Here is a 24,825-nt window from a genome sequence, read left to right as displayed (position 1 = left end):
TTCAGTCACTTTCAGGCCTATTCTGTTTATTTACAATAATCAACGGGGCGAACCAATGCGTCATCTGGATCATAATGTATGATACAAAAAACGCTAGCGGCGTAATTTTAAATAGTAAAAACACCGCGGTGAATAGGAATATGGATATAATTATCTTTAACGCTTCGCCTTTGTAGAAACTATTTACGATCTGCTTGGCTGAACGAGCACCTTGATACTTAAACAGTTTGCTTGCAAAATACGCGTTAGGAACAATACAAACTACACCACCAAGCAATGCTGAGCTTGCCGCATTAGTACCATATACTAGTGCGCATAAAGCTGCAAAGACCAATGTAACGCCTGATTGTACATACCATAGTCGCACAATACCACGTTTACTTAGCTGTTTGTTCACATATTCACCTAAGTTTCACCGCGCGAATTATAAAGCAATCAGTTTGAATAAGCAATGCCATATTTTATACACGCATGATTCTTTATCACCAGTGACCTATGTTTGGTGCGGATGCCCAGGGCTCTTGGATAGGTAAGGGCTCCCCTTTTTGCAGCAATTCGATAGAGATATTATCTGGCGAACGAATAAACGCCATACGTCCATCTCGAGGTGGCCTGTTAATGACTACCCCTGCATTTTTTAATCGTTGGCATGTAGCATAGATATCCTCTACTCGATACGCCAAATGGCCAAAATTTCGTCCTTCTTGATACTCTTCTGGATCCCAATTGAATGTAAGCTCAAGCATTGGCGTATTTGCCTGCTGGGCGTGCTCTAAATCATTAGGTGCGGCTAGAAATATTAATGTATATCGGCCTTTCTCATAGTCTGTACGCTTGACCTCAACTAAACCCAGTTTATTGCAATAGAAGTCGAGTGACTCTTCCAAGTTGGAAATCCGCACCATCGTATGTAAATAATTCATGCTGTACTCCCTTAAACGTTTCTTTATATCCCGCCGAATGCCGCAAACAACAGATTTTAGCGTCTATAATTAGAATGTGGAACTTATTATCGCAAATCAGGTAATAAGTAGTGTTATTAACCTCGCAAAAGGAAAGAACATGCCTGATAAGATCCAACATACTGCAGCCGGTCTGCAACAAAAAATGCTCGCTCGTTATAGCGATGGGTTACCTCATAAACATAATAAACATCATCTAGAATATCGACAACACTGTAGATCTCACCCTTGTAATCAAAGTAATGGCTTAAATGAAGAAGAAGGATTAAATGGTTCTACGGGATTGTTACGGCAATTTAAATTGAGGAAAATGCGTAAACGACCTGACAAAGGACATTCACATTAATACATGCATCCTAAAAGAAGCGGTTGGATGTATGTTTCTTCTGCATCCACTGCTTTTTTAGGATTAAGCAACCGCATTATTTTGATAAGTATAATATTTAAGAATTTTTACCACTCGCGCAACATCACTGGTTTGTCTTGCCATATTAATTACTTTCTCGGCTTGCTCTTGATGTACATCTCCCATTAAATAAACAACCCGATCCGAAGTCACTACCTTAAATGCATTCGGATCAATAGAACCATCAGCGAAAATTTGGCTGCGAATCTTGGCGGTGATCCAACTGTCTTGCATCGAATTTGATCCCGCAGAACTTACCCTGACTTGATTAAACAAACGTCGATAACCTTTTACTGTAGCCAATCGTCGTTGTAACTCGGCTTGCATTTCAGCGGTAGGAACATGGCCCGCTAATAAGACATCTCCATTGAAAATAGCAATATCAATGACACAATTGTTATTTTTAAATGCATTATCAACGGTGATTGCATTATTCACTTTAAGGAATAAATTGTAATCATCCAACTTTTTATACACATCGTGTCTATCGTAAACCATAGTGGCGCCTGTCCATAAGCTGCCTATGCAGCCAGACAAACAGAATAGAACGAAGACTAGTAATACAGCAAAACATCCTTGTTTTAACATGTTATTTTAATGTATGTATTGAAAAATTTTAACCACTTTATTTACGCCATTAACTCGTCGTGCTGCATCTACGGCAAGCGCTGCTTGATGATCGTTAACGATACCCATGAGATACACGACTCGATTTTCAGTCACAATCCGGATAGAACCCGACTCAAGACCTTTTTTAGCCAGCAATCTGGTGCGAACCTGGCTGGTAATCAAACTGTCATTCGAACGAGCAGTAAGCGGTATAGGATATCCAACCGATAATTCATTATATACGCGATGCACTCCGGGGGTTCCTCGTGCAATTTTTTCAGCCAAATCTCGTAAAGAGGGGGTAGGTGTTTGGCCAACAAGCAATACCACACGATTAAAACTGGTCACCAGAACTCGTGAATCACTAAACTGACGGTTTGTTACAATGGCTTTATGTATGACATGAAATAGTCGTGCGTCGGCTTCCATAGTGATAACCCCACGCCGGTCATAAACCATTCCAGCCACTGCACCAGTTACTACTGCCGCAACACAACCTGTTAACAGGGTAGCCACTAAAAGAAAAGCGATCGATCTTAATTTAAATCTCATTTTTTTACCCCATGACTTGACCAAATAATGATTGGTCAATTAAATCACAAAAGCAATGTAAGATGAACAGATGCATTTCTCTAATTCGCGCTGAATTATCCGATGCAACGCGAAGTTCGATATCCTCTGGGCCTAAATGGTTTGCGAGAACACCTCCATCCCGTCCACTCAAAGCAACTGCATCCATACCTCGTTCATTGGCAGCATGGAGGGCATGCAGCATACTGTCTGAGTTGCCTGATGTGGTTAATAAAAGCAAGACGTCATTTTCTTGCCCAAGCGCTTGAATTTGTCGGGCAAAAATTTGACTGTAATGATTGTCATTTGCAGAAGAACTTAAGCTGGTTGCGTCTGTACTTAAATTGATTACGGGCAGAGAAGGCCTTTCAACTTCAAATTGATTCAACATCGCACTGGCAAAATGCATGCAGTTGGCACTTGAGCCCCCGTTGCCACACAACAATATTTTTCCATCTGCAAGCAAACAATTCACTAAACGTTGACCAGCCCTGGCAATCAAATCAGATAAAGAATCAGCAAGAGCTATTTTGGTTTCTATGTTTATACCAAATAAATGCCTTACTCGTTCCTCCATTTGTACCATCATATTAAACCTCTACTTCATTAAAAAATTGTAACCTGTAGGAAGAACAACCAGAGGTGTCATCCCTAAGCAGTTCTCACTTAGATGTAGGTTGGGCCCAAGGCCCAACCTACATCCAATTAAGCAGCAAACAGCAGCTAGCTTAATCAATAATCCACCCCAAATGCATCCTTTATCCAATTTATGGACGCTGATTTTCCATCAATGCTTATCACATCAAAACGAAGAGCAAATTGATCATATTTTTGATGTTCTAGCATATAGAGGGTAGCTGCCTTGATTATTTTTTGTCTTTTTGTATAAGTAACACTCGCAATACCCCCACCAAACTGGGTGGAAATTCGCGAACGGACCTCTATAAAAACCAGCACGTCCTTGTCACGCATAATTAAATCAATTTCGCCCAGCCGGCACCTGTAATTTTGCGTAATTAATTTAAGTCCTTGTGCTTTTAAATAGGCTAAAGCGTTCTCTTCAGCAATGCGTCCTTTCTCTTGCGTTATCAATTACACTGTCTCACCCAATGAATGCACTAGTCCTTGTTTGAATTGTCCCCACTCCAATACACGGGCAACGTGTTGTGATGGTTTGAGATATAAAATACCATCGCCATTATGCGATTGATCCGCGGGGAATAACATCAATTGGTTCAATTGGGTAGCCAAAGTATAACTGTCTATTCCTAAAGCATACAAACGATTATAACTATTAAATTGTTCTGGCCAATTGCGTGTACCTGCCTGGTGTGCAAAAACCCAGGGAATGTCACAGAAAATAATTCCATCAAGGTCTTTATCTTTCAACGGGTTAGCCTGACCACCATAGACACTGGCAGTAGCATAAACTGGAACATCTCCCGCAAAATAATAATTTAGCAACGGCATAATTTGCCGTGCTTTTGACGGGTAGGCTAATAGAAATATCATATCAAAATCTTGTCTCCTGCTAATAACAGGTTGGATTTTTTGCCCGAGTAACTCCCTTATTTTTTTCTCACGTTGCTGACTGCTGCTGATTTGCAGAAAATCCTTCATTTTTTTATTCAAATCATCATTTGAGCCATATGAAAAAGTATCAACAACACGACCACCACCCTTTTGCCATTGTTGTGTAAACGCTTTGGTCACCTCTTTACCCCAATCATTTCCAGGCGCAATAATCAATGCACGACTATACCCCTTGTTTTTTGCTCTGATCGCTACCTGGATTGCCTCATTTACAGGTGAAAGTCCAAATGAATAAGAATTTTCCTGGATGCTAGTATCCGCATCATTTAATAGCAAGGTAGGAACAGGATGTTCTAATGCAGCGATTACCGCGACTTGTGATTTTGTTAAGGGCCCTACAACATAATCAGCACCATCAGTGATCGCATTTTTGTATAAAGAAGCAACATCTCCTTTACTGGTATCATAGGTTTTCACCTGCATGGTGCTGTTGCTGTTGTTTTTTTTATAGGCGGCCATAAATCCATCGCGTACTGCAGTTCCAGGCCCCTGTAATGCACCGCTTAAGGGGAGTAATAACGCGACATGTTTCGGTGGGGTATGCATTTTACTGGCAATTGAATCCAACGGATTAGGTAAAATATGATTTGCCGGATGAGTACTAAAATGAGATTGCCACTGTTCTAAAGCAGTCATTAAAGACTTGGGATCATCACGATACTTACGCGAAATTAACGCAAGCTGCAGCCAACCTTGTAAAACCGCTTGATCGGATGCCTTAGGAGTCAAAGAATTTAATTCCGCCGGTGAAACATGAGTTAAAGTTAGCCACAATGTACGACGATTAGTGGCTTGGCTCTCTTCATCAGTCAATAACGATTCAAGTTTTATACGTTCATTAATCGATTCCAACAGGTTGTTTGTGCCACGGTAAGCTTGAGCCAACAGCTCGTGAAATTGAATCTTTTGGTATGGGGCAAATGCGTCGCCTTCGCTAATACGGGTTAATTTACTTAATGCCATTTGCGGGCGATCCCGAATGAGATCAATTTGCGCCAATAAAAGATTTTTTTCATTCATAACTGCCGGTGTTAAGTCAGAAGTCTGTGCTAAAATAGCAGCGCCTTGTCGCCATTGGCCTTCTGAAATCAAACGTCCTGCTGCACGGATTAATGATTGTTGCTTTTCACTGCCTTCTTGATTTTTGGCCTGTGTGAGGTAACTTGCCGTAGGTTTGGAATAAGGATTCGCTATTTTTTTGTTCTCCACTTTGGGAGTCGTTACTGGGGCCGGCGTTGCCATTTGTGGAGGATTAACTGCGGTGGTGCATTCACAAAGAAAAAAGGTTGATGTCAGTAAAAAAAATGTGCGAATTTTTATTGTTTTAATAAACATATTTTTAGACATTGAATAAGCAATAACGCAAGAGGATAAACTATGACTAACTCACTAGCAACAGGCAGAGGAACTCTCTATATCGTTGCAACTCCGATAGGAAACCGTGAGGACATTACGTTTAGAGCATTAGAGGTGCTTAAATCAGTTGATTTTATTTTAGCGGAGGACACGCGTCACTCCCTACAATTACTTAGCTCCTTAGGAATAAAAAAGAGTCTTGAATCGCTGCATGCGCATAATGAAAATGACAAAAGCAAACACATTATTGAAGAACTTTTACTAGGAAAGTCTGTCGCCTTAATCAGTGATGCCGGAACTCCATTAATTAGTGATCCGGGTTTTTTATTGGTTAAACTGGCAAGACAACATCACATTCAGGTTGTTCCGGTGCCTGGGGCTTGTGCATTAATTACCGCACTTTGTGCCGCAGGCATCCCTTGTGACTCTTTTCTTTTTTTAGGATTTCTCCCCGCGAAACAACAGGCGCGGAAAACTAAATTAGAATCTTTACGGACAGCACCCCATACGCTGATTTTTTATGAGTCAACCCATAGGATTCTTGAATGCCTCGATGATTTGGGTGAAATTTTTGGTGAATCATGCGAGATGGTACTTGCAAAAGAATTAACCAAAACTTTTGAACGCTTTATTTCAGGAACTATCAAGGAAGTTAAAAGCTGGCTTTTGGCCGAACCAGCGCATGTAAAAGGTGAATTTGTTTTGCTTATCCCTCCGCGCCCAGCTGTTTCTGAACCGGATAGTCAGGAAAAACTACTTGAAGTATTGCTCAGCGAATTGCCGCTGAAACAAGCCGTGGCAATTGCGTGTAAGTTGAGTAATGGCAGTAAAAACGAATTGTATGAAAAAGCATTGGCGATAAAAAATAAATCCATGTAGATTGGAACCACATCATCCCTGTTCCACTTGGGATGATGTGGGGGCACTAGCGATAATCAGCCCCCTAGGTGAACTTAATTAAAAGCACAACAGCTTATATCAACCTCATCCTCCTCTAGCTTATCCGCTTTTTCGTCACTCGAACTATCCATAACCGGTCCATCCAGAGCTAATGGCGCTTTCGTACTGTTATGCTGATCATAAGCATGATAAAGTTCATAACCTAGATAGAGTGCCGTTAAAACTATAGCCGCAGGCCAGCAAACAGCAAAAGTAGCAATTAAAAGAGTGGGCATTACGGTATTTTTGATCATCGTAAACATAAAATCATTGCGCGCCGCTTCGTATTCTTTAAGTGCTAATTGAAGCTCTGTTCCAGTTTTAGCCGCATCCAAGCGTAAACTTTTCTCCTGGAGTTTCGAATAAGAATCAGAAGAAAGATACATGGCTACGGCAAGAGTACAAACAAAAAAGCAAGCAACAGCAATTCCTGGTCCTGTAAATATGAGCGAGGCGGAAAATCCCAGCATCAATAAAGCAGCTGCAGCTGCATTGAAATAAAAAGTTCCTTGTTTGGTTTGCCAGTTAATTTCCAACTCTAAAAGTTCAAGTTCAAGCATGGCTTTATGCTGCTCTAAATCCATCCCTCGGTACCTTTCTGGATACGCTGAGTACTCACGCCATTGCTTCTCGAGTTCACTCTTCTTGAGTAAATACTCCTGTTTGGCCAAATGGCATTTGTACAAAGACATGCACACGTCAAAGCCTAAAAAAACCGCAGTAATTATCCCGGCAGTAGGATCTGGGATGTTGGTAATATGGTTAAAATTAGTAATGAAGTTTACCGTGGCCCATACCAAGTCATTCGCAAAGTTACAATGACGCTTGTAAAATTCAAACTTAAAACGCTCAAGAGCTGTAGTTTTATCCTTTTTTTCTCCCTCCGTTGGAAACCAAGTGTGTTGAACCAAATAACCAAAATCGATTGCAAAGCGGATTAAAAACAAACCCACGCTCAAATAATTTAAGACGCCATTAGGTGTTTTAATAAAGTCAATTATTTTATCAGCATCAGTATGCGTCCCCAGAATTGCGTCCAGCTTTTCAAGAATTTGCAACTCTTTTGCGAGAGTAAAGCCCTGTGTGAGGGTTAAACGGCAAAAAACCCAATACACACGGCATAGATTTAAATAAGCAACATAATCACGGATTTGTGATAAATGTGCTGGTGCTTTCCGCAAATTTTCGAAACTTTCACTAAAGCTCTTTCGCAAAGATTCGAGAAACGCCTTTTCCTTTTTTGCGTCTTCCTTAGTCCTTTTTAAGAGACGGTCTAAAATGTTCTTTTTAGTCTCTTTATATTTTTCGACTTTACTATGTTGTGAATATGCTTGATGAAAAGCTTCTAAAAGGGTGCAGCAATAGTAACAATACTTCCAAAATTGGATGTTCTTTAAGTCATCTTCATTGCGTTGCTTTTGCAGTACATTGAATAGTAGGTTGAATTCTGTTTCAAGAGATTTTTGATTGTCTAATATAAAGGAATAACTGGTCTCAGCAGCCCGGCCTTCAATATCCTGAAGACTGTTTATTTCATTCCTATGAAGTTGCGTGAAAAACTGGATCTTATCGTTAGTAAACGCCTCATTTTGTTTTGAAAAAGCCATCGCAACCTCACAAAAAATATACAGGGAGTTTTATTTCTAAGATACGGTACCACTGGATTTTTCATTTGACAAGAATTTTTTGTTTGTTTTTTCATCACAATGTTTCAAAACGGTAAAAATGTTTCAAAAAAGTAAAGAAATGATAAGTAGTAATTCATAGAGACTGCTTTTTTGATGAGAAACTAATCTTTTACATTTCAAAATAGATGCTGGGGACCACCATGAGCAACAATTAAGCCCGAACTCTTAAATAGGTGTTACTTCAAATTATTTAATACTGATAAGGAAAGTGCCTTCGCTACTTAAGGCCCCCATGGATTATAATTTGTGGCCAATAAAATTAAATAAAATCTTTTTTGCTAACTCATCAATATCTTATGCCTTTAGATGGGACAAGTCCTTACATTTTAGCTTGGTTATTGGGAGTACTATTAAGTATTTTAATTTTAATTTGGCTAGTTTCTCATATTTAGATATTCTAGAGATATCCCCATGAAGAGTCGCAGCTAGAGAATATCACCCAAGATGAGAAAGAAGTTCAATTTATTATTTAGTTTATTTTTTTTCCCTTTTGTTGTTTATGCACAGGAGGATCCTTGCAAGGGCGACAACATGCTTTTATCAATTATAAATAGACCTTCTTTCTCTGATAGCTCCTGTACCGTCCCCAAAAACACTTTTCTCATTGAGGGAGGTTTTCAAAATCAAAAACTCATAGGGAGTTATTGTCAAAAGTGGTGTACAGCATTAGGCGGCGTTTCTGTCTGATTGTTCACCAACCTGTACTCCGTCTTCAAACTTCACGTTATTAACAACAAGAGTTAATAGGTTAAACCCTCTAATTTTAATCCATCGTTTCTGAGCTGACTCCATCAATTTAAATACCATTGCCAACGTGCTGTCTCTTGAGCCACAGTTACGTGATTTTTTTGTACGTAGGCGCACTGTAGCGAAAGCGGATTCAATTGGATTTGTTGTTCGGATATGAATCCAATGCTCCGCAGGAAAATCATAAAATGCGAGTAATTCCTCACGGTCTTTACTTAAGCACTCCATTGCTTTTGGATACTTAGGCGCGAATAACTCCACTGTGTTGTCAAACGCTTTATAAGCCTCTTTGCGTGTTGATGCCATCCAGATTTCATGCAATGCTGCTTTCACCTTGGGCTGCACCGATTTCGGTAATTTATTCAGGACATTGGCTGTTTTATGCACCCAACATCGTTGATGACGGGTATCGGGATACACTTTGCTAATAGCATTCCAAAAGCCCAATGCACCATCCCCTGCAGCCAGTTTTGGAGTGTGAGCAAGCCCCCTTTGTCGTAAGCTTGTCAACAGCTCCTCCCAGCTTGCTGAGGACTCACGGAACCCATCACTCACAGCGACTAGCTCTTTATGACCGTGCTCAGTAACGCCAATAATAACCAGCAAACACAAGCGGTCATCCATTCGCACTTGACTGTAAATACCATCTGCCCACCAATAAACATAACGCTTGTGACTTAAATCCTGACGCTGCCAGCTTTGATGCTCATCAAGCCATTGGCTTTTTAATCGACACACCGTATTTGCAGATAAGCCTTTTGCATGCTCACCCAACAGAGAACCTAAAGCCTCGGAGTAATCACCCGTTGATAATCCTTTTAAATAAAGCCAGGGAATCAATTCCTCAATACTCTTTGTACGTCTTAAATAGGGAGGTAACAAATGGCTTTGAAAATGAATACCAGAGCCTCCCCGGTCCCGCACTTTGGGTACTTTGATGCTGACATCACCAACGCCTGTCTGAATGGTTCTTTCTGGCAAATAACCGTTGCGAACGATAGCCTGTCTACCGTCGAGTAATTTATAATCCTCATATTCAGACAACATAGCACTGAGCTCCGCTTCTACTGCTTGCCTAATCAAATCACGGGCTCCATTTCTCAATAATTCAGTTAAGGGATCAGCAATTTTTTCAACTGGTGTTGAGACTTCTTTCAGTTTACAATTCTTCATGGCGTAGTTCCTTTTGTTGATTATGTTCTTGCGGAACAATCAACAGAATACGCCACCTAATTTATTTTTCCCATACACCAGATTCGAGCATAACTCACTCATAGGCGGAGGAACACAAAGAAATGGTCCTGAGCTCAGTGCGCGAGTCGGCTTATCCAATAACTCGGAATTTGTGATTACACCCTCTAATTATATTCATCAAACAATCGCTCCATTTTCTGGGACAACCCCCATTTGGATGGGGATAAAATATAGGTTTTATTACAACAAAGATTGGATTATTTCCGGAGAAGGATTATTTTCTCCTCCTAGTGGAAATGAAAACTTCGGCAGTCCCCATTCAGAAGCTACTATAAATGGGATGATTACTAATAAACTTACCAATGAGCTTTCTTGGCAACTTCAAATGGGTATCAGTACTTTCAGTGATCCTTTAATTCAGGATGGACAGCAATTTCAAAGTATAAATCCAATTTTTTCAGTCAGTTATACTTTAAAAAATATAAGCACCTATATAGAGTTTGTCGGGCAATCAAAAACCAGTGCGCATGAATCATTAGGAATAGCTGGAGGAGGAGGAATTATATTTCTTTTTAACGCGAAAACCACACTTGATATGACATTTTATCAGCGCATAACAGGAAAATTTCAAGGATTTAATAATCTTATAGGAGTAGGAGCAACTCATTTATTTGGCTAGTACTTCTATCTTGACCCTATCCGGGATAATTAATTACTTTTTAATGTTGACGTCCTTGCCGTATTAATACACACATTTTATAGGGGTAATCTTGGAAATACCCAAACAAAAAGAAGATAAACGTATTTTTTCACTTTCATTCTATTTAAAAATTTTGGCAAAAAGATAACCAATTCCGGCTGCGATAAGAACAGAAGTTAGTGGTTTTCTTTGGATAGAATGGGCAGTACATGCTATAGAGTCTTCAAGGTATTTTTCTGCCTTATTGATTTCTTGCTTCCCAGATTGATACAAATCGACAGCGGTATTACCGATTTGTGCTGCTAATTCATCTGCTTTAGGTTTCGTTTCGTAATAAGCATTTCCTGCTTTTTCTTTAGCAGTTTTTAAAAGTTCACTCGCTTTTCTTTTAATTTCTTTTGCATTCTCATCAAAGTCATTCATCACTAATCTCCCTTTAGCCATCCTAAACGAATTGCAATTTGCCATGCGTCTATAAATAAGCTTAATAAGAGGTGACTATTTGTCAAATTAAAATTTTTCAATAAATAAATAGATGCTCTTATTTTAGACTCTAACTCAGGTAATCCCTCGTCTTTGATTCGAAACCGCTATGTTATAACTGATTAAATCCACTTTTTAAGTGGAGAAGCAAGCTCATTAAAAAAACAAAGAACTAACAATCATTCCATGCTTAATTAGCAACTCATACTGCGATAAAAAATGGCTGCTCTTGATGGACTTAAATTGCTATGTTACTGATAGATAGCTCCTCTTATTGCCGCACGACTACAAATAATTTTTAATAAAAAAACGATAATATAATCAGATAAAAATCCATCACTTGAGCTATCCCATTCCTTTCTTTTTCCAATGAAACCTCATTGTGTCCTATAATTAAACAGTATCTATTATTCCTAAATGTACTTTTGAGAATAAATCAGGGAGTTAAGGATGGTGCGTTCAATTTGGAAAGGTGATATTTCTTTTGGATTGGTTTCAATTCCAATTTCATTGATCTCTACCGAAGAAAAAAATGAAATACACTTTCATCTACTAAATTCCAAAACACAAACCCGCGTACGTTATCAGCGAGTAGACGAAGAATCGGGCAAGGAAGTACCATGGAACGAAATTGTAAAAGGTTATGAATACGATAAAGGTAATTACATTATCGTCAATGAAGAAGCTTTTGAAAAAGCGAGTCCTGAGCTCTTTAAAACCATTGATATCGAAGAATTTGTCGACATGAAAGATATTGATAGTCTCTTTTTTACAAAACCCTATTATTTAATTCCTGAAGGAAAAAATAAAAAAGCCTATGTACTTCTACGTGAAGCTTTAAAAAAAACAAACAAAGTGGGTGTGGCCAAAACCATATTACGCACCAAAGAATATTTGAGTATCATTCTTCCACATGAGCATACTCTCCTTTTATATCTTATTCATTTTAAAGATGAACTCCGTTCAGAAGAAGACCTTAATGTTCCTAAAGAAAATATAAAAACGTACAAAATTTCGGATAAAGAAATAAAGATGGCAGTCGATTTAATTAATGATATGAGCGCCACTTGGGAGCCAGAAAAGTATCATAATGAATATCGCGAAACGATGCAAAAATGGCTGGATCAACAAATCAAGGACATAACCAAAAAAGGTAAAAAAGTCTCTAAAGCGGTTCGAAGCCATGATTCTGTAGTTGATTTTGTTTCACTTTTGAAAGAAAGCATGAAAAAGAAAAAATCGAACAAATCTTCTGCAACCAAAAGGAGTGCTACAAAATAAGGAATCGTGTTATGGGACTTAGTCAATATCATAAAAAAAGAGATTTTACTAAAACTCCCGAACCGAAAGGCAAGGTTATCAAAGAACATTCGCGTCTGTTTGTAATTCAAAAGCATGCTGCAAGCCATCTCCATTATGATTTTCGTCTTGAACTGAATGGTGTCTTAAAAAGTTGGGCCATCCCAAAAGGACCAAGCCTTGATCCAAAAGTCAAACGTCTCGCCCTACACGTCGAAGATCATCCCATTAAATATGGTTCTTTTGAAGGCATTATTCCTAAAGGACAGTATGGTGGAGGAACGGTGATGCTGTGGGATAAGGGAACTTGGGAGCCACTCGATGATAATCCTTATACCGCCTATGAAAAAGGACATTTGCGTTTTAATCTTCATGCTAAAAAATTAAATGGCCGCTGGGACTTAATTCGATTTAAAGATGAAAAAAATTGGTTTTTGATTAAATACGAAGATCAATACAGCAAAGAAGAACAAGACTATGATGTAACCCAAATTCTAACAAAAAGTGTTAAATCAAACTATTCCATCGAGGAAATTGCGAAACATTATACCCATGTCTGGCAAAATTCCGAGGCTAAAGCGGTTAAGACCCAAAGAACGAAAAAAAAAACAAAAATTAAACCCACTATTTCCTTACCAGAAAATCTAAGAAAAACGAATTTTCCTGATTTTATTGCACCACAACTTGCAACTTTAGTTGACGAGCCCCCTGAAGGTAACCAGTGGGCTCATGAAATTAAACTAGATGGTTATCGAATTTTATCCTTTAAAAATGGTGCAGAAGTCATGCTTAAATCGCGCAATAATAAAGATTGGACCCATGAGTTACAGCCTATTGCCGAAGCAATAAATCAACTTCCTTTTGCTCAGCTCATTCTCGACGGGGAGGTAGTAGTCCTGGATGCTAAAGGGCGTTCGGATTTTCAATTATTACAAAGCTCTATTAAAAATAAACAAAAAGCCCCTTTGATTTATTTCCTTTTCGACTTACTTTACTTTGAAGGTTACGACTTACGAGGACTAACCTTAATTGAGCGTAAATCCATTTTAAAAAATATTCTTGCTGCTAATGTACCTCTCCTTCATTTTAGTGACCATATCATTACAGAAGGAAAAGAGCTTTATGAATATTCTTGTAGCCATGCCTTAGAAGGAATTATTTCTAAGCGTGTAGATGGAGTCTACCTTTCTAAACGAAGCAAAGATTGGTTAAAAATTAAATGCATCAAACGACAAGAGTTCGTAATTGGTGGTTACACTTCCCCTAAAGGAGGACGTGCTCATTTTGGTTCGCTGTTACTTGGGGTATATAATAAAAAAGGAACATTAGATTATACAGGAAATGTGGGGACAGGATTTAATACCCAATCACTGAATGAAATCAATGAACTTCTACTCCAAAATAGGGCACCAATTAATCCATTTAATAGCAAACCTCCTACTCAAGCCCATTGGCTAAAACCGCTTTTGGTCTGTGAGGTAGAATTTACGGAGTGGACAAAAGAAGGTCTTTTGCGGCACCCTAGTTTTAAAGGGATGCGATTGGATAAAAAAGCCACTGAAGTCATGCGTGAGCTTGAGCTTCCTTTAAGAAAGGTAAAAAAAGAAAAAGCGACACAAACCACCAAGAACCATTCTCAATTTAAAATTACCAATCCGGATAAAATTCTTTATCCTGAAGATGACATAAGCAAACACGATCTACTGACTTATTATGAAGCAGTCAGTGATTACATTCTTCCTTATTTGACTCTAAGGCCATTAACCTTAGTGCGTTGCCCTTCAGATTACAATAAATGTTTTTATCAACGCCATTATAATAAAGCAACTCAAAAAGCGCTTCATCCCATTGAAGATCCCACAGACGAGGATCATGAGCACTACATTTATTTAAATGACAAAGAGGGGTTATTAAGTCTCGTTCAAATGGGCGTTTTAGAAATTCACCCTTGGGGTAGTACCATTAATCATCTAGAACAGCCAGATATCATTATTATTGATTTAGATCCTGCCCCAGATGTGGCTTGGGCTGATGTCGTTACTGCAGCATTCGATGTTCGCGAGCATTTAATCCAATATAAATTAAAATCATTTGTAAAAAGTAGTGGAGGCAAAGGGTTACACATCGTTATCCCAATTTTACCTGAATACGAATGGGAGGAAGTAAAGCTATTTACTCAGATCTTTGCTCAATTTTTAGAGAAATTCAACCCTCAGCGTTACATCAGTAAAATGACTAAATCAAAACGTAATGGCAAAATTTTTGTAGATTACTTACGTAATCAACGTACAGCAACAGCCATAGCACCTTATTCTACTAGAGCAAAAATTCATGGTTCTGTTGCAACCCCACTTTCATGGGATGAGTTAAGTGATAATCAAGCAGATAATAGTTTCACTATTAAAACCTTACCTGCACGTTTAAAGCAATTAGCAAAAGATCCCTGGAGCGATTTTTGGATCATAAAACAATCATTAAGGCTTAACGAATTATAATCGATGCTTTCTTTTTAAACAGAAGAAAAATTAAGATTTACTTTTCAAATAGCGTCTCATCCAAATCTAATTCAAGTTGAATCCCCTCAAGGATTCTCTCTTGCTTCAATTTGATTCCTATGCCTAATAATCGCACTGGCATACGCTTTCTTAAGAAACCTTCATGGATGAGTTGGCATACAATTTTAAAATCGAGACTGTCATGCACGCGCTCCACTGTGGTTTGCTGAAAGTCATTGAATTTTAATTTAACAAAAAGAGTATGTATTCCAAGAACTTCTCCGGCTCGCTGGATTCGTGCTTCAAGGCGCACCATTAATTCGGGTAAAGCAGCCAAACAGGCTTCCACATCCGGTAAATCGTGCAAAAAAGTTTCTTCGACACTAATCGATTTTCGAATACGCTCAGGATTAACCGGACGCTCATCCACACCCCGCGCTAAATCATAAAGCCTCTGCCCCATCACGCCAAACTCATTCACTAAATAGTCCATTGAATGATGTTGTAAATCACCACAGGTTTGAATATTTAATGACTTGAGTTTCTCTTCCATTTTAGGGCCTACACCAAATAATTTGCGTACAGGCAAATCAATCATAAATGCAGCCACTTCCTCTGGTTTAATCACCTTTTGCCCATTCGGTTTATGCCAATCACTGGCAATTTTTGCCAAACTCTTGTTCGGTGCAATTCCTGCACTCGCAGTCAATTGTCGTGTCTGATAAATTCGCTCCCGTAACTCTTGAGCTATCCAAGTAGCACTTCCTTTACAATTAGGTGAGTCCGTCACATCAAGAAAAGCTTCATCCAAAGATAACGGTTCAATAAGGTCAGTGTATTCTGCAAATAAATCTCTAATATATTGGCTTTCATTTCGATAAACTTCCATACGCACAGGTCGCAAAATAAGGTGACGGCATAATTTCAGTGCCTGTGCGGTGGACATGGCAGAGCGTACCCCAAATGTACGGGCTGCATAATTGCACGTGGCAATAACCCCTCTGCGGTCAGCGGCCCCTCCTACCGCGATGGGTTTATTGGCCAGCTCAGGAAAATCACGCATCTCAATTGCGGCATAAAAACAATCCATATCAATATGAATGATTTTTCTTATTGAATTTTTATCCTTTACCTCTTTCATGATGTCCTCTTTTAATACACCCGAACCAGAGGAACCTCAGACCATCGAGTGGTATAAGCAGGTGATTTAAGTTCTGCTCGCATCGCCCAAGGCTTTGAATAGCCTTCCGCTGCGAGTCGAATGGTGCTTCGTCCAAATTTTTGGTTGATTTGATCAAACACACTCATCAATTGTTCTGCGTCTTGTATTTGTTCCTCACATGGTTGGTGAAACAAATCCAGCTGTCGTGGTTTTTTAGGAATTAAGTCAAGAAGACATACACCCGCTTTTTTATAGTAATATCCACTTTTAAAAATACGTTGCAGACATCGTTTGGCGATTTTAGTAATTAAGCGCAAATCATCAGTGGGATTAATGAAACGAAACTCTATCGATTGAACATGTTGCGCCAAATCTTCGCGAAACCGATTGGTATGCAGAAAAACACTTATGCGTTGTGCCACCAAATGTTGATGACGCATTTTTTCCACCGCTCGAGCACAATGACTGCTGACTGATTCCGCGATTGAAGCCAATTGTGTTTGCATTTGTCCAAAACTTTTAGAGGACATAATATTTTGTTTGGCCTCGACCGCTTCTAAACCACCACAGGCAACTCCTTGCAGTTCCATTGCCGTCCGCATCAGCACCACATTAAAACTCTTCTTCAAAAGATGAGGATTCGTCGTTGCCAAATCATAGGCAGTATGAATGCCGCGCGCGATTAATTTGTTTTCCCATTGCCGTCCTACACCCCAGATGTCCCCTACTGAAATCTGCTGCAATAAGGATTTACGGTTCGAGGTAATATTAAATATGGGAATTTTAAAAACCTTTTTACACAAATGATTGGCTACCTTGGCCAAGGTTTTAGTGGGCCCTATACCAATCGAAGTAGGTATCCCTGTATGTTTTAAGATTTTCTTTTGTAATTGTTCGCAAAAGGAGTCATGCATGGCTAAGGGTAAGCTACTTAAATCAAGAAATGCTTCATCAATGGAGTAAATTTCCACATGCGGCCAGCTTTCTTCAATGGTACACATCACCCGATGACTGATGTTGCCATAAAGGGTGTAATTCGAGGAAAAGGCTTTTACTCCATGCTGTTTGCACAAACCTTTAATTTTAAAATAAGGCTCCCCCATGGCAATGCCCAATGCCTTAGCCTCATTCGAACGCGCAATGCAACATCCATCATTATTGGATAACACCACGATAGGAACATCCATTAAATCAGGGCGAAACAAGCGCTCGCAACTGGCGTAAAAATTATTGCAATCCACTAGCGCAAACATGTTAGACAAGCTCATGTAGCACTAAAGTCACCACACCCCAAATCACCATTTCATCCTCTTCCGTAATATCAATGGGTTTAAATTTGGGATTGGCAGGGAGTAATTGTACCTTGCCTGCCTTTTTCGACAGGTGTTTTACGGTGAGCTCACCATTGACTGCCGCAATCACAATACGGCCATCGGATGGTTCTATGCTTCTATCAACTAAAAGCCAATCCCCTGAAAAAATACCCGCATTCACCATGGAATCTCCTGTCGCTTGCAACACAAATGTGGAGGCTGGGTGCTTTATGAATTTGGTATTTAAATCGAGATAGCCCTCAATGTAATCATCGGCAGGTGATGGAAAACCTGCTTGTATTTTGCTTGCAAATACCGGCAGCTGGTATGCCGCGCGATTCTTTAGTTGCTCTAACTCAATAAGTTGAGATAGGGGAAGACGAACTGCTTTGGTCGGCTCACCCTTGGGACGCCCTGCACCTGCTCTTTTTCCGCCTCGTGGTGACATAAATGGTTCTTTTTTGATTTACGTACAATTATCATAGGCAAAAGAAAACACGCTGTAAATCCCATCCCAAGCCACTTGCACTAAAATTCAACCTAAGTCGGCGAGAATATTAAGAAAAAATTTTTAAAATTTTTTTATTGAGACAATGCCATTACCAGTGGATGAGAAAAATCAATTGAATTGTGGTATCACCAGAAGGAATAAATCTCCAGCGCAATAACAGTCTTGGTATTTTATGAGCGTTCGTTGGAACAACGACTGCTCATGGAGGACTATTAAATCGTTTGGTAATAGGGATTAAATCCAATCACTTACTTCCCTCTATGAATGACATTCCCATATTCAAGCCCTCGTCAGCACCTTCTTCAAGCAGATTTTCTCCTTGGTCTACTAGTGATTGATTTTGTCCGCCACTTACAGATTGCACCATATCATCTAGAGCATCAGGTAACATAGATGAGGCAATCTGCATAAGATCTGAATCAGTTCCTGAGGGGGAGTCCATGCTCATGCTTGAGTCGTCATTAGATTGGTCATTAGATTGGTCATTGTTTTGATTTTGTAACATCTGTGCGGCATCGTTTATTATGTCTAAAGAATCGTCTGCTATCTGCTTGACTACTTCTTCGGCTATCTGAGCCATAATGAATACCTCGTTTATAAAGCTCTATATATAAGAATAGCACAAATAATGAACAAAAAGAGCCTTACTGACGGGTCATGCAGTTCAGTCTAGGTGGGCGCTTGAGTTCCATCGCAAACCTTTACTTACCAATGCAGAAACTGGAAAAGATATACCCCAGTAAATCATCAGAAGTGAATTCGCCAGTGATTTCACACAAACTTTGATGTGCTTGACGTAAATCTTCGGCTAACAATTCCCCAGCTCGATGCTCGAGCAGCTGTTGTTGGCCAATAGCCAGTATTTTTTTGGCTTCATCTAATGCGTGCAGATGACGTCTTCTGGCAAGAAAGTGTCCCTCATTCGGTTGATAACCTACAACTTGTTTTATCAATTGCTTCAAACCATCCATTCCCTCTCCTGATTTTGCAGAAATATAGACGGTATGATCGTGTATTTGCGTAGTATGTCCCAAGGTATCAATTTTATTGAATACAGTAATAATAGGAACTTCTGGTGGTAATGCGGTTTTAATTTCTTTTGTTAAATGATAATGCTGCTCTAAATCATTCACATCAACAACAAGTAACACACAATCTGCTTTCTTTAGTTCTTGCCATGCGCGTTTAATTCCCTCTTTTTCAACTACATCATTCGATTCGCGTAACCCCGCGGTATCGATGATGTGCAGGGGAATATCATCCAGTAAAATATGTTCTCGCATGATATCACGTGTAGTGCCAGCAATTTCGGTAACTATGGCAATATCACGTCCAGCCAAGCAATTAATTAAAGTTGATTTTCCCGCATTAGGCCTTCCAGCAATCACTACGGATAACCCTTCGCGCAGGATCACCCCTTGATTGGCTTGAGCTCGTATCTCTTCTAATTCAGTTACAATATTTTGTAATAAATGGGCAACTTTACCGTCATTAAGAAAATCTATTTCCTCTTCTGGGAAATCAATTGCCGCTTCTACATACAGGCGTAAATGAATAATTTTTTCATTTAATTGATTAATTTTATTTGAGAACTCACCTTGTAATGACTTTAAAGCCATTCGCGCGGCAGTTTGTGAACTGGCTTGGATTAGATCAGCTATTGCTTCTGCTTGAGTTAAATCGATTTTATCATTTAAAAACGCGCGTTCCGAAAATTCGCCTGGCCGTGCCAAGCGAGCCCCAAGTTGCATACATACTTTGGTAAGCATATCAAGAACAACAGGAGAACCATGGGCTTGGATTTCAACAACGTCCTCACCGGTAAACGAATGAGGTGCTTTAAAATAAATCATAATCCCTTGATCAATTAAAGAATCTAAGGAGGGTGATTTATTGTTTGCTGTACATGAGTAAAAGGAGCAAAAAGTTGCCAAGCGGGGTTTTAAGGTCTTATTGCCATTAAGCAATACAGCAATGGAATATGCTTCTGGCCCTGATAATCGGATAATTCCTACCCCACCTCTTCCGGGTGGGGTAGCGATAGCTACTATAGTTTCTGTAGACATTTATTTAGCTGGAGCAAGTTTTTTTACAGATTTTTCATCAGAATATTTACGGGTAATGTACCATTGTTGCAATATAGATAAAGTATTATTCACAATCCAATACAATACCAAACCGGCTGGAAAATTCCAAAACAAGCCTGTAAATAATACCGGTAAAAACATCATGACTTTTGCTTGCATTGGATCCGGGGGTGCTGGATTTAATTTTTGTTGAATCAGCATCGTAGCCCCCATAATTAATGGCAATACATGGTAGGGATCAGCTGAAGCCAAATCTTTAATCCAGAAAATAAAGGGCGCTTGTCTTAACTCAACACTTTCCAGTAAAACCCAATACAGAGCAATAAAGACTGGAATTTGAATCACGATGGGTAAACAACCGCCCAAAGGATTTACTTTTTCCTGTTTGTATAACTCCATGGTAGCCTGGCTGATTTTTGCTTTATCATCGCCATAGCGCTCGCGCAAAGCTTGTAATTTAGGCTGTAACTTTCGCATTCCAGCCATGGATTTATAGCTAGCAGCAGATAAACGATAAAAGGCTAACTTGATTAATACGGTCACTAAAACGATAGACCAGCCCCAGTTACCTACAACATTATAAATCGCTTTCATCAACGAGAATAATAGCGATGATAAAAACCATAAAATTCCATAATCCACGGTAAGATCAAGCGATGGAGCAATATTTTTTAAGACACTGGTAATTTCAGGGCCTAAATACAATTTAGCACTGACCGTTTTTTGCTCTTCAGGTTTCAGTGTAATCGGGTTGCTTACAGCACCAATGGTATAATCATTATTTACCGCTCGTGTATAAAATTTATTATTCGTATCCGCAGTTGGAATCCAAGCTGTTAAAAAATAGTGTTGCTGCATGGCAATCCAGCCACCTTTACTGTCCACATCCAGGTTTGCTTTATTCATGTCACTAAAGCTTACTTTTTGATAACGATGTTTTCCTGGTTCTGAATAGGAAGCGCCTGTATATGAGCCAACATGAAATACACTTGATTTGTCTTCTTTGGGTGAACTACGTAACAGCTGCGTATTCAAATATCCAGTCCAATCCGTGCTGCTGCTATTAACAATTTTGTAATTTACCTCAATGAGGTAGCTACCTTTAGTAAAAACGAGCTCTTTTTTTACATCGAGTCCATCGTCATTTTTTCCACTCAGTGTTACTACTAATTGCTTCTGATCGGGAGCCAGTTCGTATTGTTGTTTTGGGGTTGTAAAATTAAAATTAAGTGCTTGAACATTCTGTCCTGCAGGAACAAAAAGACTGCTGTTCGCCACATAACGCTCGCCAGATTGGTTCTGTAACAGAAGAAATGGCTTATTTTTTTCATCCACACTTTGAGGATAATCAAGGAGCTTTCCAGAGACTACATCACCATGTTGCAGATCAATACTTACATCTAAAACGTCTGTTTTAACACGCACTAATGGGGCATTGCTGTTATTGGTTTGCTCAACAACTGGAGTTGTTGGAGTTGATGTATTGGAGTTAGAGGGTGCTACTTGAGGTAACAATGGCTGGCCACTGTTCTCTTGGCTCATCGCATTTTCTGTTGGTATAGGCTTAGCAGGATAATCTATTTGCCAGGCATTCCAAAGTGATAAACTAACTAGCGCAAGCGCCATATATAAAACAATACGTCGTATATCCATCAATGATTCTCGTTGTTGGGGAGTACTGGATCGTAACCACCGCGTGACCAAGGGTGGCACCGTAATACTCTTTTTAAAGCCATCCATAAACCTTTGGTTATGCCACATTGTTGGATAGCGCTTTCCGCATATTGTGAACAACTTGGGTAATATCGGCAACTTGGCTTTAACAAGGGGCTAATCAAATATTGATATAGTTTGATGGGAAAACAAACTATTTTTCGTAACATGAGATTATTTTTTTCCATGTTTTGCCCATTCTAGCGTTTATACTTGCACTTGTTTGTTTTGCTACGCCTTGTCTTGCTAAAAAAACCACATCGACTGCAGGTAGTTCGTCTTGTCGAAAGCTTTCTCTTAACAGCCGTTTGATACGATTTCGATCATGAGCTTTTGCTATCACTTTTTTTGATAACGCCAGCCCAAGTCGTGCATAACCTAAATTATTCTCTCTAAAGAGAATGATAAATTCGGATGTTACTATTTTTTTTGCTTGTTCAAACACATGATTATAATCTTTTTTGGTTAATAATCGTTGTGTTTTTTTAAATGCAAACACTTATGCAGTCAAACGCTTACGGCCTTTAGCACGACGACGTTTAATTACTAATCTACCTGCACGAGTAGCCATACGCTCACGAAAACCATGATCACGTTTACGTTTTAAATTACTGGGTTGAAAGGTACGTTTCATGATGAACCTGCTAATAAATTATGAGGCTGGCAATGATAGAGAACTTTTTTTCTACTGTCAATTTTAGCATTTGATTATTTTTTGTATATTTTCGTTTTTTAATTTGAAAAGTGCTCGCTGTTAATAACTTCATTAAATTTATTTTTTTAAATTTTTTATTATTACTATGTCTTATATCTCTTGTTGATAACTTTTTTATTTTATTAAAAATCAATAAGTTAGTTAATAAATAAGTTTGTTTGTAAGCTCTTTTTAAGCCTGTGATCTATTTGTATGTATCTTTATGTTTTGCTTTATTCATTGTTTTATTAGCATCTTATTCCCGTTATTCGATCGTATTTATTCATAGGTAACTTGGGTCAATCTGCTTTGATTTTTAACATTTGTTAAGATGACGTTTGCGAAGGATTTGTCTTTTTGGCACGATAAATAATTATTTATTGATTTAAATATACTTTCATAGCTTCGTTTATAAGGATTAAAAAGTAAAAAGAGGCCCTTTATTTTGTCCAATATTTATCTGGGGCAATAATGTGATGAGGATCAATCGCGTCTTTAATTTTTTTGATCAAAGACCAATACGGGCTCTCTAAATTAACAAGGGTGTTGATGACATGGATAGGTACGCGATGGGGGACAAACCCTTGTTTTATTCCTCGTTCTAAAAGATCCAGATAAAAAGCATGCGCTTTGTCTTTGCCAGTAGGATCAGAAAGATTGAATGCGACACGCGCTAATCCTACTAATACATCCGATTTATAGGGAAGGACGTGAAATCGGTTATCAGTCACTTGGTGCAGCTCAGCTGACGTACTGACAAGCTCATGAAAAGAAAGTAAGTTTTCTGATGTCGCTGCGAAGAGGACAATATACCATATAAAGCCAACACCATCTTCTGCTAATTCTAAATACCTGTCTTGAGGAACATCAATTTGCAGCAGTTGATATTGTTCTTTTAAATTATGCTCATTGGGATATCCTTTAGCATAACTCAATGACATGTCCAATAAATCTACTAATGAGGCAATTCGACTCAAATGCATTTGCATAAAAGGATGATGAAACAGTTTTTTTAAACGCAAAATGTTTTTATCGCCAATGGAGTAACCTTTTAAGCCTGCGTTTCGTATGAGCTTTTTTAACATTTTTTTTCTGGCTTGATGTAACGAGAGGTCCATACTCGCGATGATGCAAGAATAAGAATATCCACCCGTTTGTTTCGTAGGGAGTAATGCCTTGCTCCATCTCCCACTGAGTATATTGCTGTGGCCATTTAGGGCATTATATTGATGATAAATATCAATGGTCTTAGCCAGGGCTGTTTTATCAGGAGCACTAATGTAAAAGGTAGTGATGTATTTGGGTTGGTGATATAACGCTATGGTCATCGCGGTGACTATAGCAAAATCGCATTGAATAAATAAACCTTCCAAGAGAGGACCAACACCAATTCTGATGGGGGGGGTGAGTTGTTTTTTACAAAGCACATTTATCCCATCGTTATAAAGGGAGCCATCTGGAAGTACGCATTCAATAGAACGAATGGTATGAATGGCCGATCCTAAAACCCCCACACCTTTATCCAAGATATTACCTATAATGCTGGTATTCGGGCCGGCTCCGGTAATGGAACTCATGAATTGAGCTTTTTTGTTATCAAGAAAGACGCGTAAGTCGCCTTGAGTTACTCCGGGCTGAATGGTGATTATTCCTGTTTTTTCTTCAAAATGAATCACTTGTTTCATTTTGGATAGGTCTACAACCACTGATTTGTTATGTTTTGGTATGGCACTCCCCAATCCCCAATTACGACCTGTACTAATCGGATATAATGAGATTTGGAATTTATTGGCTAATAAAACCAGTTTTTGCACATCTTCCTTGCACTCGGGTTGGAATACGGCATCAATCTCCGCGTTAATACCTAAGGTGTTTTTTTTATAAAAGGCAAGATCTGGTTCTCTAATGATTGTTCCTGTACCTTGAAGTTGTTCGAAAAAAGAATCCGGTATGTTTTGATCCATATTTTTTCTTCCAGATAGCTGACTAACTCGCTAGGTCATGCAAGTCCAAACTATTATTGAGTATAGGATATAAAGAGTAATGAATTGGTAAGGGTTAAAAATAATCATGCATTGATTCCCTTTGAATCGATTAAAACTTCTGGAAATTCCCTTATTATGGTCTAAATTTAAACAATATGGCTTTTGTAATCCACTTAAAGGTTGAGTATTTAAAAAGATGTATTAGCAATGCGTTGTATGGGATTAACGGTGTGAACTGAATAATAATTTAAAAAATCTCCAAATCCTCATTTCAAGCATTAACTACAGAACAGATTAAGAGCGCAACATTCTTTTTTCT

25 protein-coding genes are annotated in these 24,825 nt (G+C 38.9%); 5 read left to right on the top strand and 20 right to left on the bottom strand.

Features of this window, described 5'->3' with window-relative positions:
• Position 1: 1 nt before the first annotated feature.
• Both ACF8MK_RS05125 and ACF8MK_RS05120 read right to left on the bottom strand, forming a co-directional pair.
• Positions 2 to 397 (bottom strand): F0F1 ATP synthase subunit I, encoded by a 396-nt coding sequence (locus ACF8MK_RS05125; protein ID WP_265703670.1) that lies wholly within the window; start codon positions 395 to 397, stop codon positions 2 to 4.
• An 85-nt stretch (positions 398 to 482) separates the two neighbouring features.
• Positions 483 to 923, bottom strand: a complete 441-nt coding sequence (locus ACF8MK_RS05120) for a VOC family protein (RefSeq protein ID WP_392538446.1) — start codon at positions 921 to 923, stop codon at positions 483 to 485.
• Between the two features lie 139 nt (positions 924 to 1,062).
• On the opposite strand from ACF8MK_RS05120, the gene ACF8MK_RS05115 reads away from it, so the two are divergent.
• Complete coding sequence (locus ACF8MK_RS05115) at positions 1,063 to 1,308, top strand: hypothetical protein (RefSeq protein ID WP_265703668.1); 246 nt, start codon at positions 1,063 to 1,065, stop codon at positions 1,306 to 1,308.
• A 63-nt stretch (positions 1,309 to 1,371) separates the two neighbouring features.
• Here the strand turns inward: ACF8MK_RS05115 and ACF8MK_RS05110 are convergent, their stop codons facing one another.
• From ACF8MK_RS05110 to ACF8MK_RS05090, 5 genes are all read right to left on the bottom strand, one after another.
• Positions 1,372 to 1,956, bottom strand: a complete 585-nt coding sequence (locus ACF8MK_RS05110) for a BON domain-containing protein (protein WP_392538445.1) — start codon at positions 1,954 to 1,956, stop codon at positions 1,372 to 1,374.
• Between the two features lie 6 nt (positions 1,957 to 1,962).
• The gene (locus ACF8MK_RS05105) at positions 1,963 to 2,529 is read right to left on the bottom strand and encodes a BON domain-containing protein (RefSeq protein WP_392538444.1); all 567 of its coding nucleotides are present in this window, start codon (positions 2,527 to 2,529) and stop codon (positions 1,963 to 1,965) included.
• Between the two features lie 4 nt (positions 2,530 to 2,533).
• Positions 2,534 to 3,133 (bottom strand): SIS domain-containing protein, encoded by a 600-nt coding sequence (locus ACF8MK_RS05100; protein WP_265703849.1) that lies wholly within the window; start codon positions 3,131 to 3,133, stop codon positions 2,534 to 2,536.
• Positions 3,134 to 3,279: 146 nt separating this feature from the next.
• Positions 3,280 to 3,636 carry a YraN family protein gene (locus ACF8MK_RS05095; protein WP_392538923.1) on the bottom strand — a complete coding sequence of 119 codons (357 nt, stop codon included), beginning with the start codon at positions 3,634 to 3,636 and terminating at the stop codon, positions 3,280 to 3,282.
• Positions 3,637 to 3,639: 3 nt separating this feature from the next.
• Positions 3,640 to 5,487 carry a penicillin-binding protein activator gene (locus ACF8MK_RS05090; RefSeq protein ID WP_392538443.1) on the bottom strand — a complete coding sequence of 616 codons (1,848 nt, stop codon included), beginning with the start codon at positions 5,485 to 5,487 and terminating at the stop codon, positions 3,640 to 3,642.
• 30 nt (positions 5,488 to 5,517) lie between these two features.
• Here ACF8MK_RS05090 and rsmI point away from each other — a divergent pair, with 30 nt between their 5' ends.
• Positions 5,518 to 6,375: a 16S rRNA (cytidine(1402)-2'-O)-methyltransferase gene (gene rsmI, locus ACF8MK_RS05085; protein WP_392538442.1), complete on the top strand. Its 858-nt coding sequence runs from the start codon at positions 5,518 to 5,520 to the stop codon at positions 6,373 to 6,375.
• Positions 6,376 to 6,449: 74 nt separating this feature from the next.
• On the opposite strand, the gene ACF8MK_RS05080 is transcribed toward rsmI, so the two are convergent.
• Together ACF8MK_RS05080 and ACF8MK_RS05075 are read right to left on the bottom strand one after the other, a co-directional pair.
• The gene (locus ACF8MK_RS05080; RefSeq protein WP_392538441.1) at positions 6,450 to 8,042 is read right to left on the bottom strand and encodes a hypothetical protein; all 1,593 of its coding nucleotides are present in this window, start codon (positions 8,040 to 8,042) and stop codon (positions 6,450 to 6,452) included.
• 747 nt (positions 8,043 to 8,789) lie between these two features.
• The gene (locus ACF8MK_RS05075) at positions 8,790 to 10,043 is read right to left on the bottom strand and encodes an IS256 family transposase (protein WP_392536665.1); all 1,254 of its coding nucleotides are present in this window, start codon (positions 10,041 to 10,043) and stop codon (positions 8,790 to 8,792) included.
• Between the two features lie 238 nt (positions 10,044 to 10,281).
• Here ACF8MK_RS05075 and ACF8MK_RS05070 point away from each other — a divergent pair, with 238 nt between their 5' ends.
• Positions 10,282 to 10,743 (top strand): transporter, encoded by a 462-nt coding sequence (locus tag ACF8MK_RS05070; protein ID WP_392538440.1) that lies wholly within the window; start codon positions 10,282 to 10,284, stop codon positions 10,741 to 10,743.
• Positions 10,744 to 10,884: 141 nt separating this feature from the next.
• Here ACF8MK_RS05070 and ACF8MK_RS05065 read toward each other — a convergent pair whose 3' ends face one another.
• A complete protein-coding gene (locus ACF8MK_RS05065; protein WP_392538439.1) occupies positions 10,885 to 11,187 on the bottom strand; it encodes a hypothetical protein in 303 nt (100 codons plus the stop codon).
• A gap of 510 nt (positions 11,188 to 11,697) precedes the next feature.
• Here ACF8MK_RS05065 and ACF8MK_RS05060 point away from each other — a divergent pair.
• Together ACF8MK_RS05060 and ligD are read left to right on the top strand one after the other, a co-directional pair.
• The gene (locus tag ACF8MK_RS05060) at positions 11,698 to 12,528 is read left to right on the top strand and encodes a Ku protein (protein WP_392538438.1); all 831 of its coding nucleotides are present in this window, start codon (positions 11,698 to 11,700) and stop codon (positions 12,526 to 12,528) included.
• Between the two features lie 11 nt (positions 12,529 to 12,539).
• Positions 12,540 to 15,041, top strand: coding sequence for a DNA ligase D (ligD, locus tag ACF8MK_RS05055; protein WP_392538437.1), 2,502 nt, complete (start codon positions 12,540 to 12,542; stop codon positions 15,039 to 15,041).
• Positions 15,042 to 15,078: 37 nt separating this feature from the next.
• Here the strand turns inward: ligD and dinB are convergent, their stop codons facing one another.
• From dinB to ACF8MK_RS05005, 10 genes are all read right to left on the bottom strand, one after another.
• The gene (dinB, locus tag ACF8MK_RS05050) at positions 15,079 to 16,182 is read right to left on the bottom strand and encodes a DNA polymerase IV (protein WP_392538436.1); all 1,104 of its coding nucleotides are present in this window, start codon (positions 16,180 to 16,182) and stop codon (positions 15,079 to 15,081) included.
• A gap of 11 nt (positions 16,183 to 16,193) precedes the next feature.
• On the bottom strand, positions 16,194 to 17,471 hold the full coding sequence (locus ACF8MK_RS05045; RefSeq protein ID WP_392538435.1) for a Y-family DNA polymerase: 1,278 nt from the start codon (positions 17,469 to 17,471) through the stop codon (positions 16,194 to 16,196).
• Positions 17,458 to 17,964 (bottom strand): LexA family protein, encoded by a 507-nt coding sequence (locus tag ACF8MK_RS05040; RefSeq protein WP_392538434.1) that lies wholly within the window; start codon positions 17,962 to 17,964, stop codon positions 17,458 to 17,460. The genes ACF8MK_RS05045 and ACF8MK_RS05040 overlap by 14 nt, the downstream gene beginning before the upstream one ends.
• Before the next feature lie 307 nt (positions 17,965 to 18,271).
• Complete coding sequence (locus ACF8MK_RS05035; RefSeq protein WP_392538433.1) at positions 18,272 to 18,607, bottom strand: hypothetical protein; 336 nt, start codon at positions 18,605 to 18,607, stop codon at positions 18,272 to 18,274.
• Between the two features lie 121 nt (positions 18,608 to 18,728).
• Positions 18,729 to 20,093: a tRNA uridine-5-carboxymethylaminomethyl(34) synthesis GTPase MnmE gene (gene mnmE / locus ACF8MK_RS05030; RefSeq protein ID WP_392538432.1), complete on the bottom strand. Its 1,365-nt coding sequence runs from the start codon at positions 20,091 to 20,093 to the stop codon at positions 18,729 to 18,731.
• Positions 20,094 to 21,767 (bottom strand): membrane protein insertase YidC, encoded by a 1,674-nt coding sequence (gene yidC / locus ACF8MK_RS05025; RefSeq protein WP_392538431.1) that lies wholly within the window; start codon positions 21,765 to 21,767, stop codon positions 20,094 to 20,096.
• Positions 21,767 to 22,015 (bottom strand): membrane protein insertion efficiency factor YidD, encoded by a 249-nt coding sequence (gene yidD, locus ACF8MK_RS05020; RefSeq protein ID WP_265705051.1) that lies wholly within the window; start codon positions 22,013 to 22,015, stop codon positions 21,767 to 21,769. The genes yidC and yidD overlap by 1 nt, the downstream gene beginning before the upstream one ends.
• Positions 21,982 to 22,326, bottom strand: coding sequence for a ribonuclease P protein component (gene rnpA, locus ACF8MK_RS05015; RefSeq protein ID WP_392538430.1), 345 nt, complete (start codon positions 22,324 to 22,326; stop codon positions 21,982 to 21,984). Before rnpA ends, yidD begins: the two co-directional genes overlap by 34 nt.
• A complete protein-coding gene (rpmH, locus tag ACF8MK_RS05010) occupies positions 22,327 to 22,461 on the bottom strand; it encodes a 50S ribosomal protein L34 (RefSeq protein WP_019232681.1) in 135 nt (44 codons plus the stop codon).
• 500 nt (positions 22,462 to 22,961) lie between these two features.
• Complete coding sequence (locus tag ACF8MK_RS05005; protein WP_392538429.1) at positions 22,962 to 24,485, bottom strand: FAD-dependent oxidoreductase; 1,524 nt, start codon at positions 24,483 to 24,485, stop codon at positions 22,962 to 22,964.
• Positions 24,486 to 24,825: the final 340 nt, after the last annotated feature.

Source organism: Legionella sp. 227, from assembly GCF_043161935.1.
In the GTDB taxonomy this organism is placed as follows: Bacteria; Pseudomonadota; Gammaproteobacteria; order Legionellales; family Legionellaceae; genus Legionella; species Legionella sheltonii.
The sequence above is the reverse complement of the archived record's forward strand: the minus strand, read 5'-3'. Positions and strand labels throughout refer to the sequence as shown.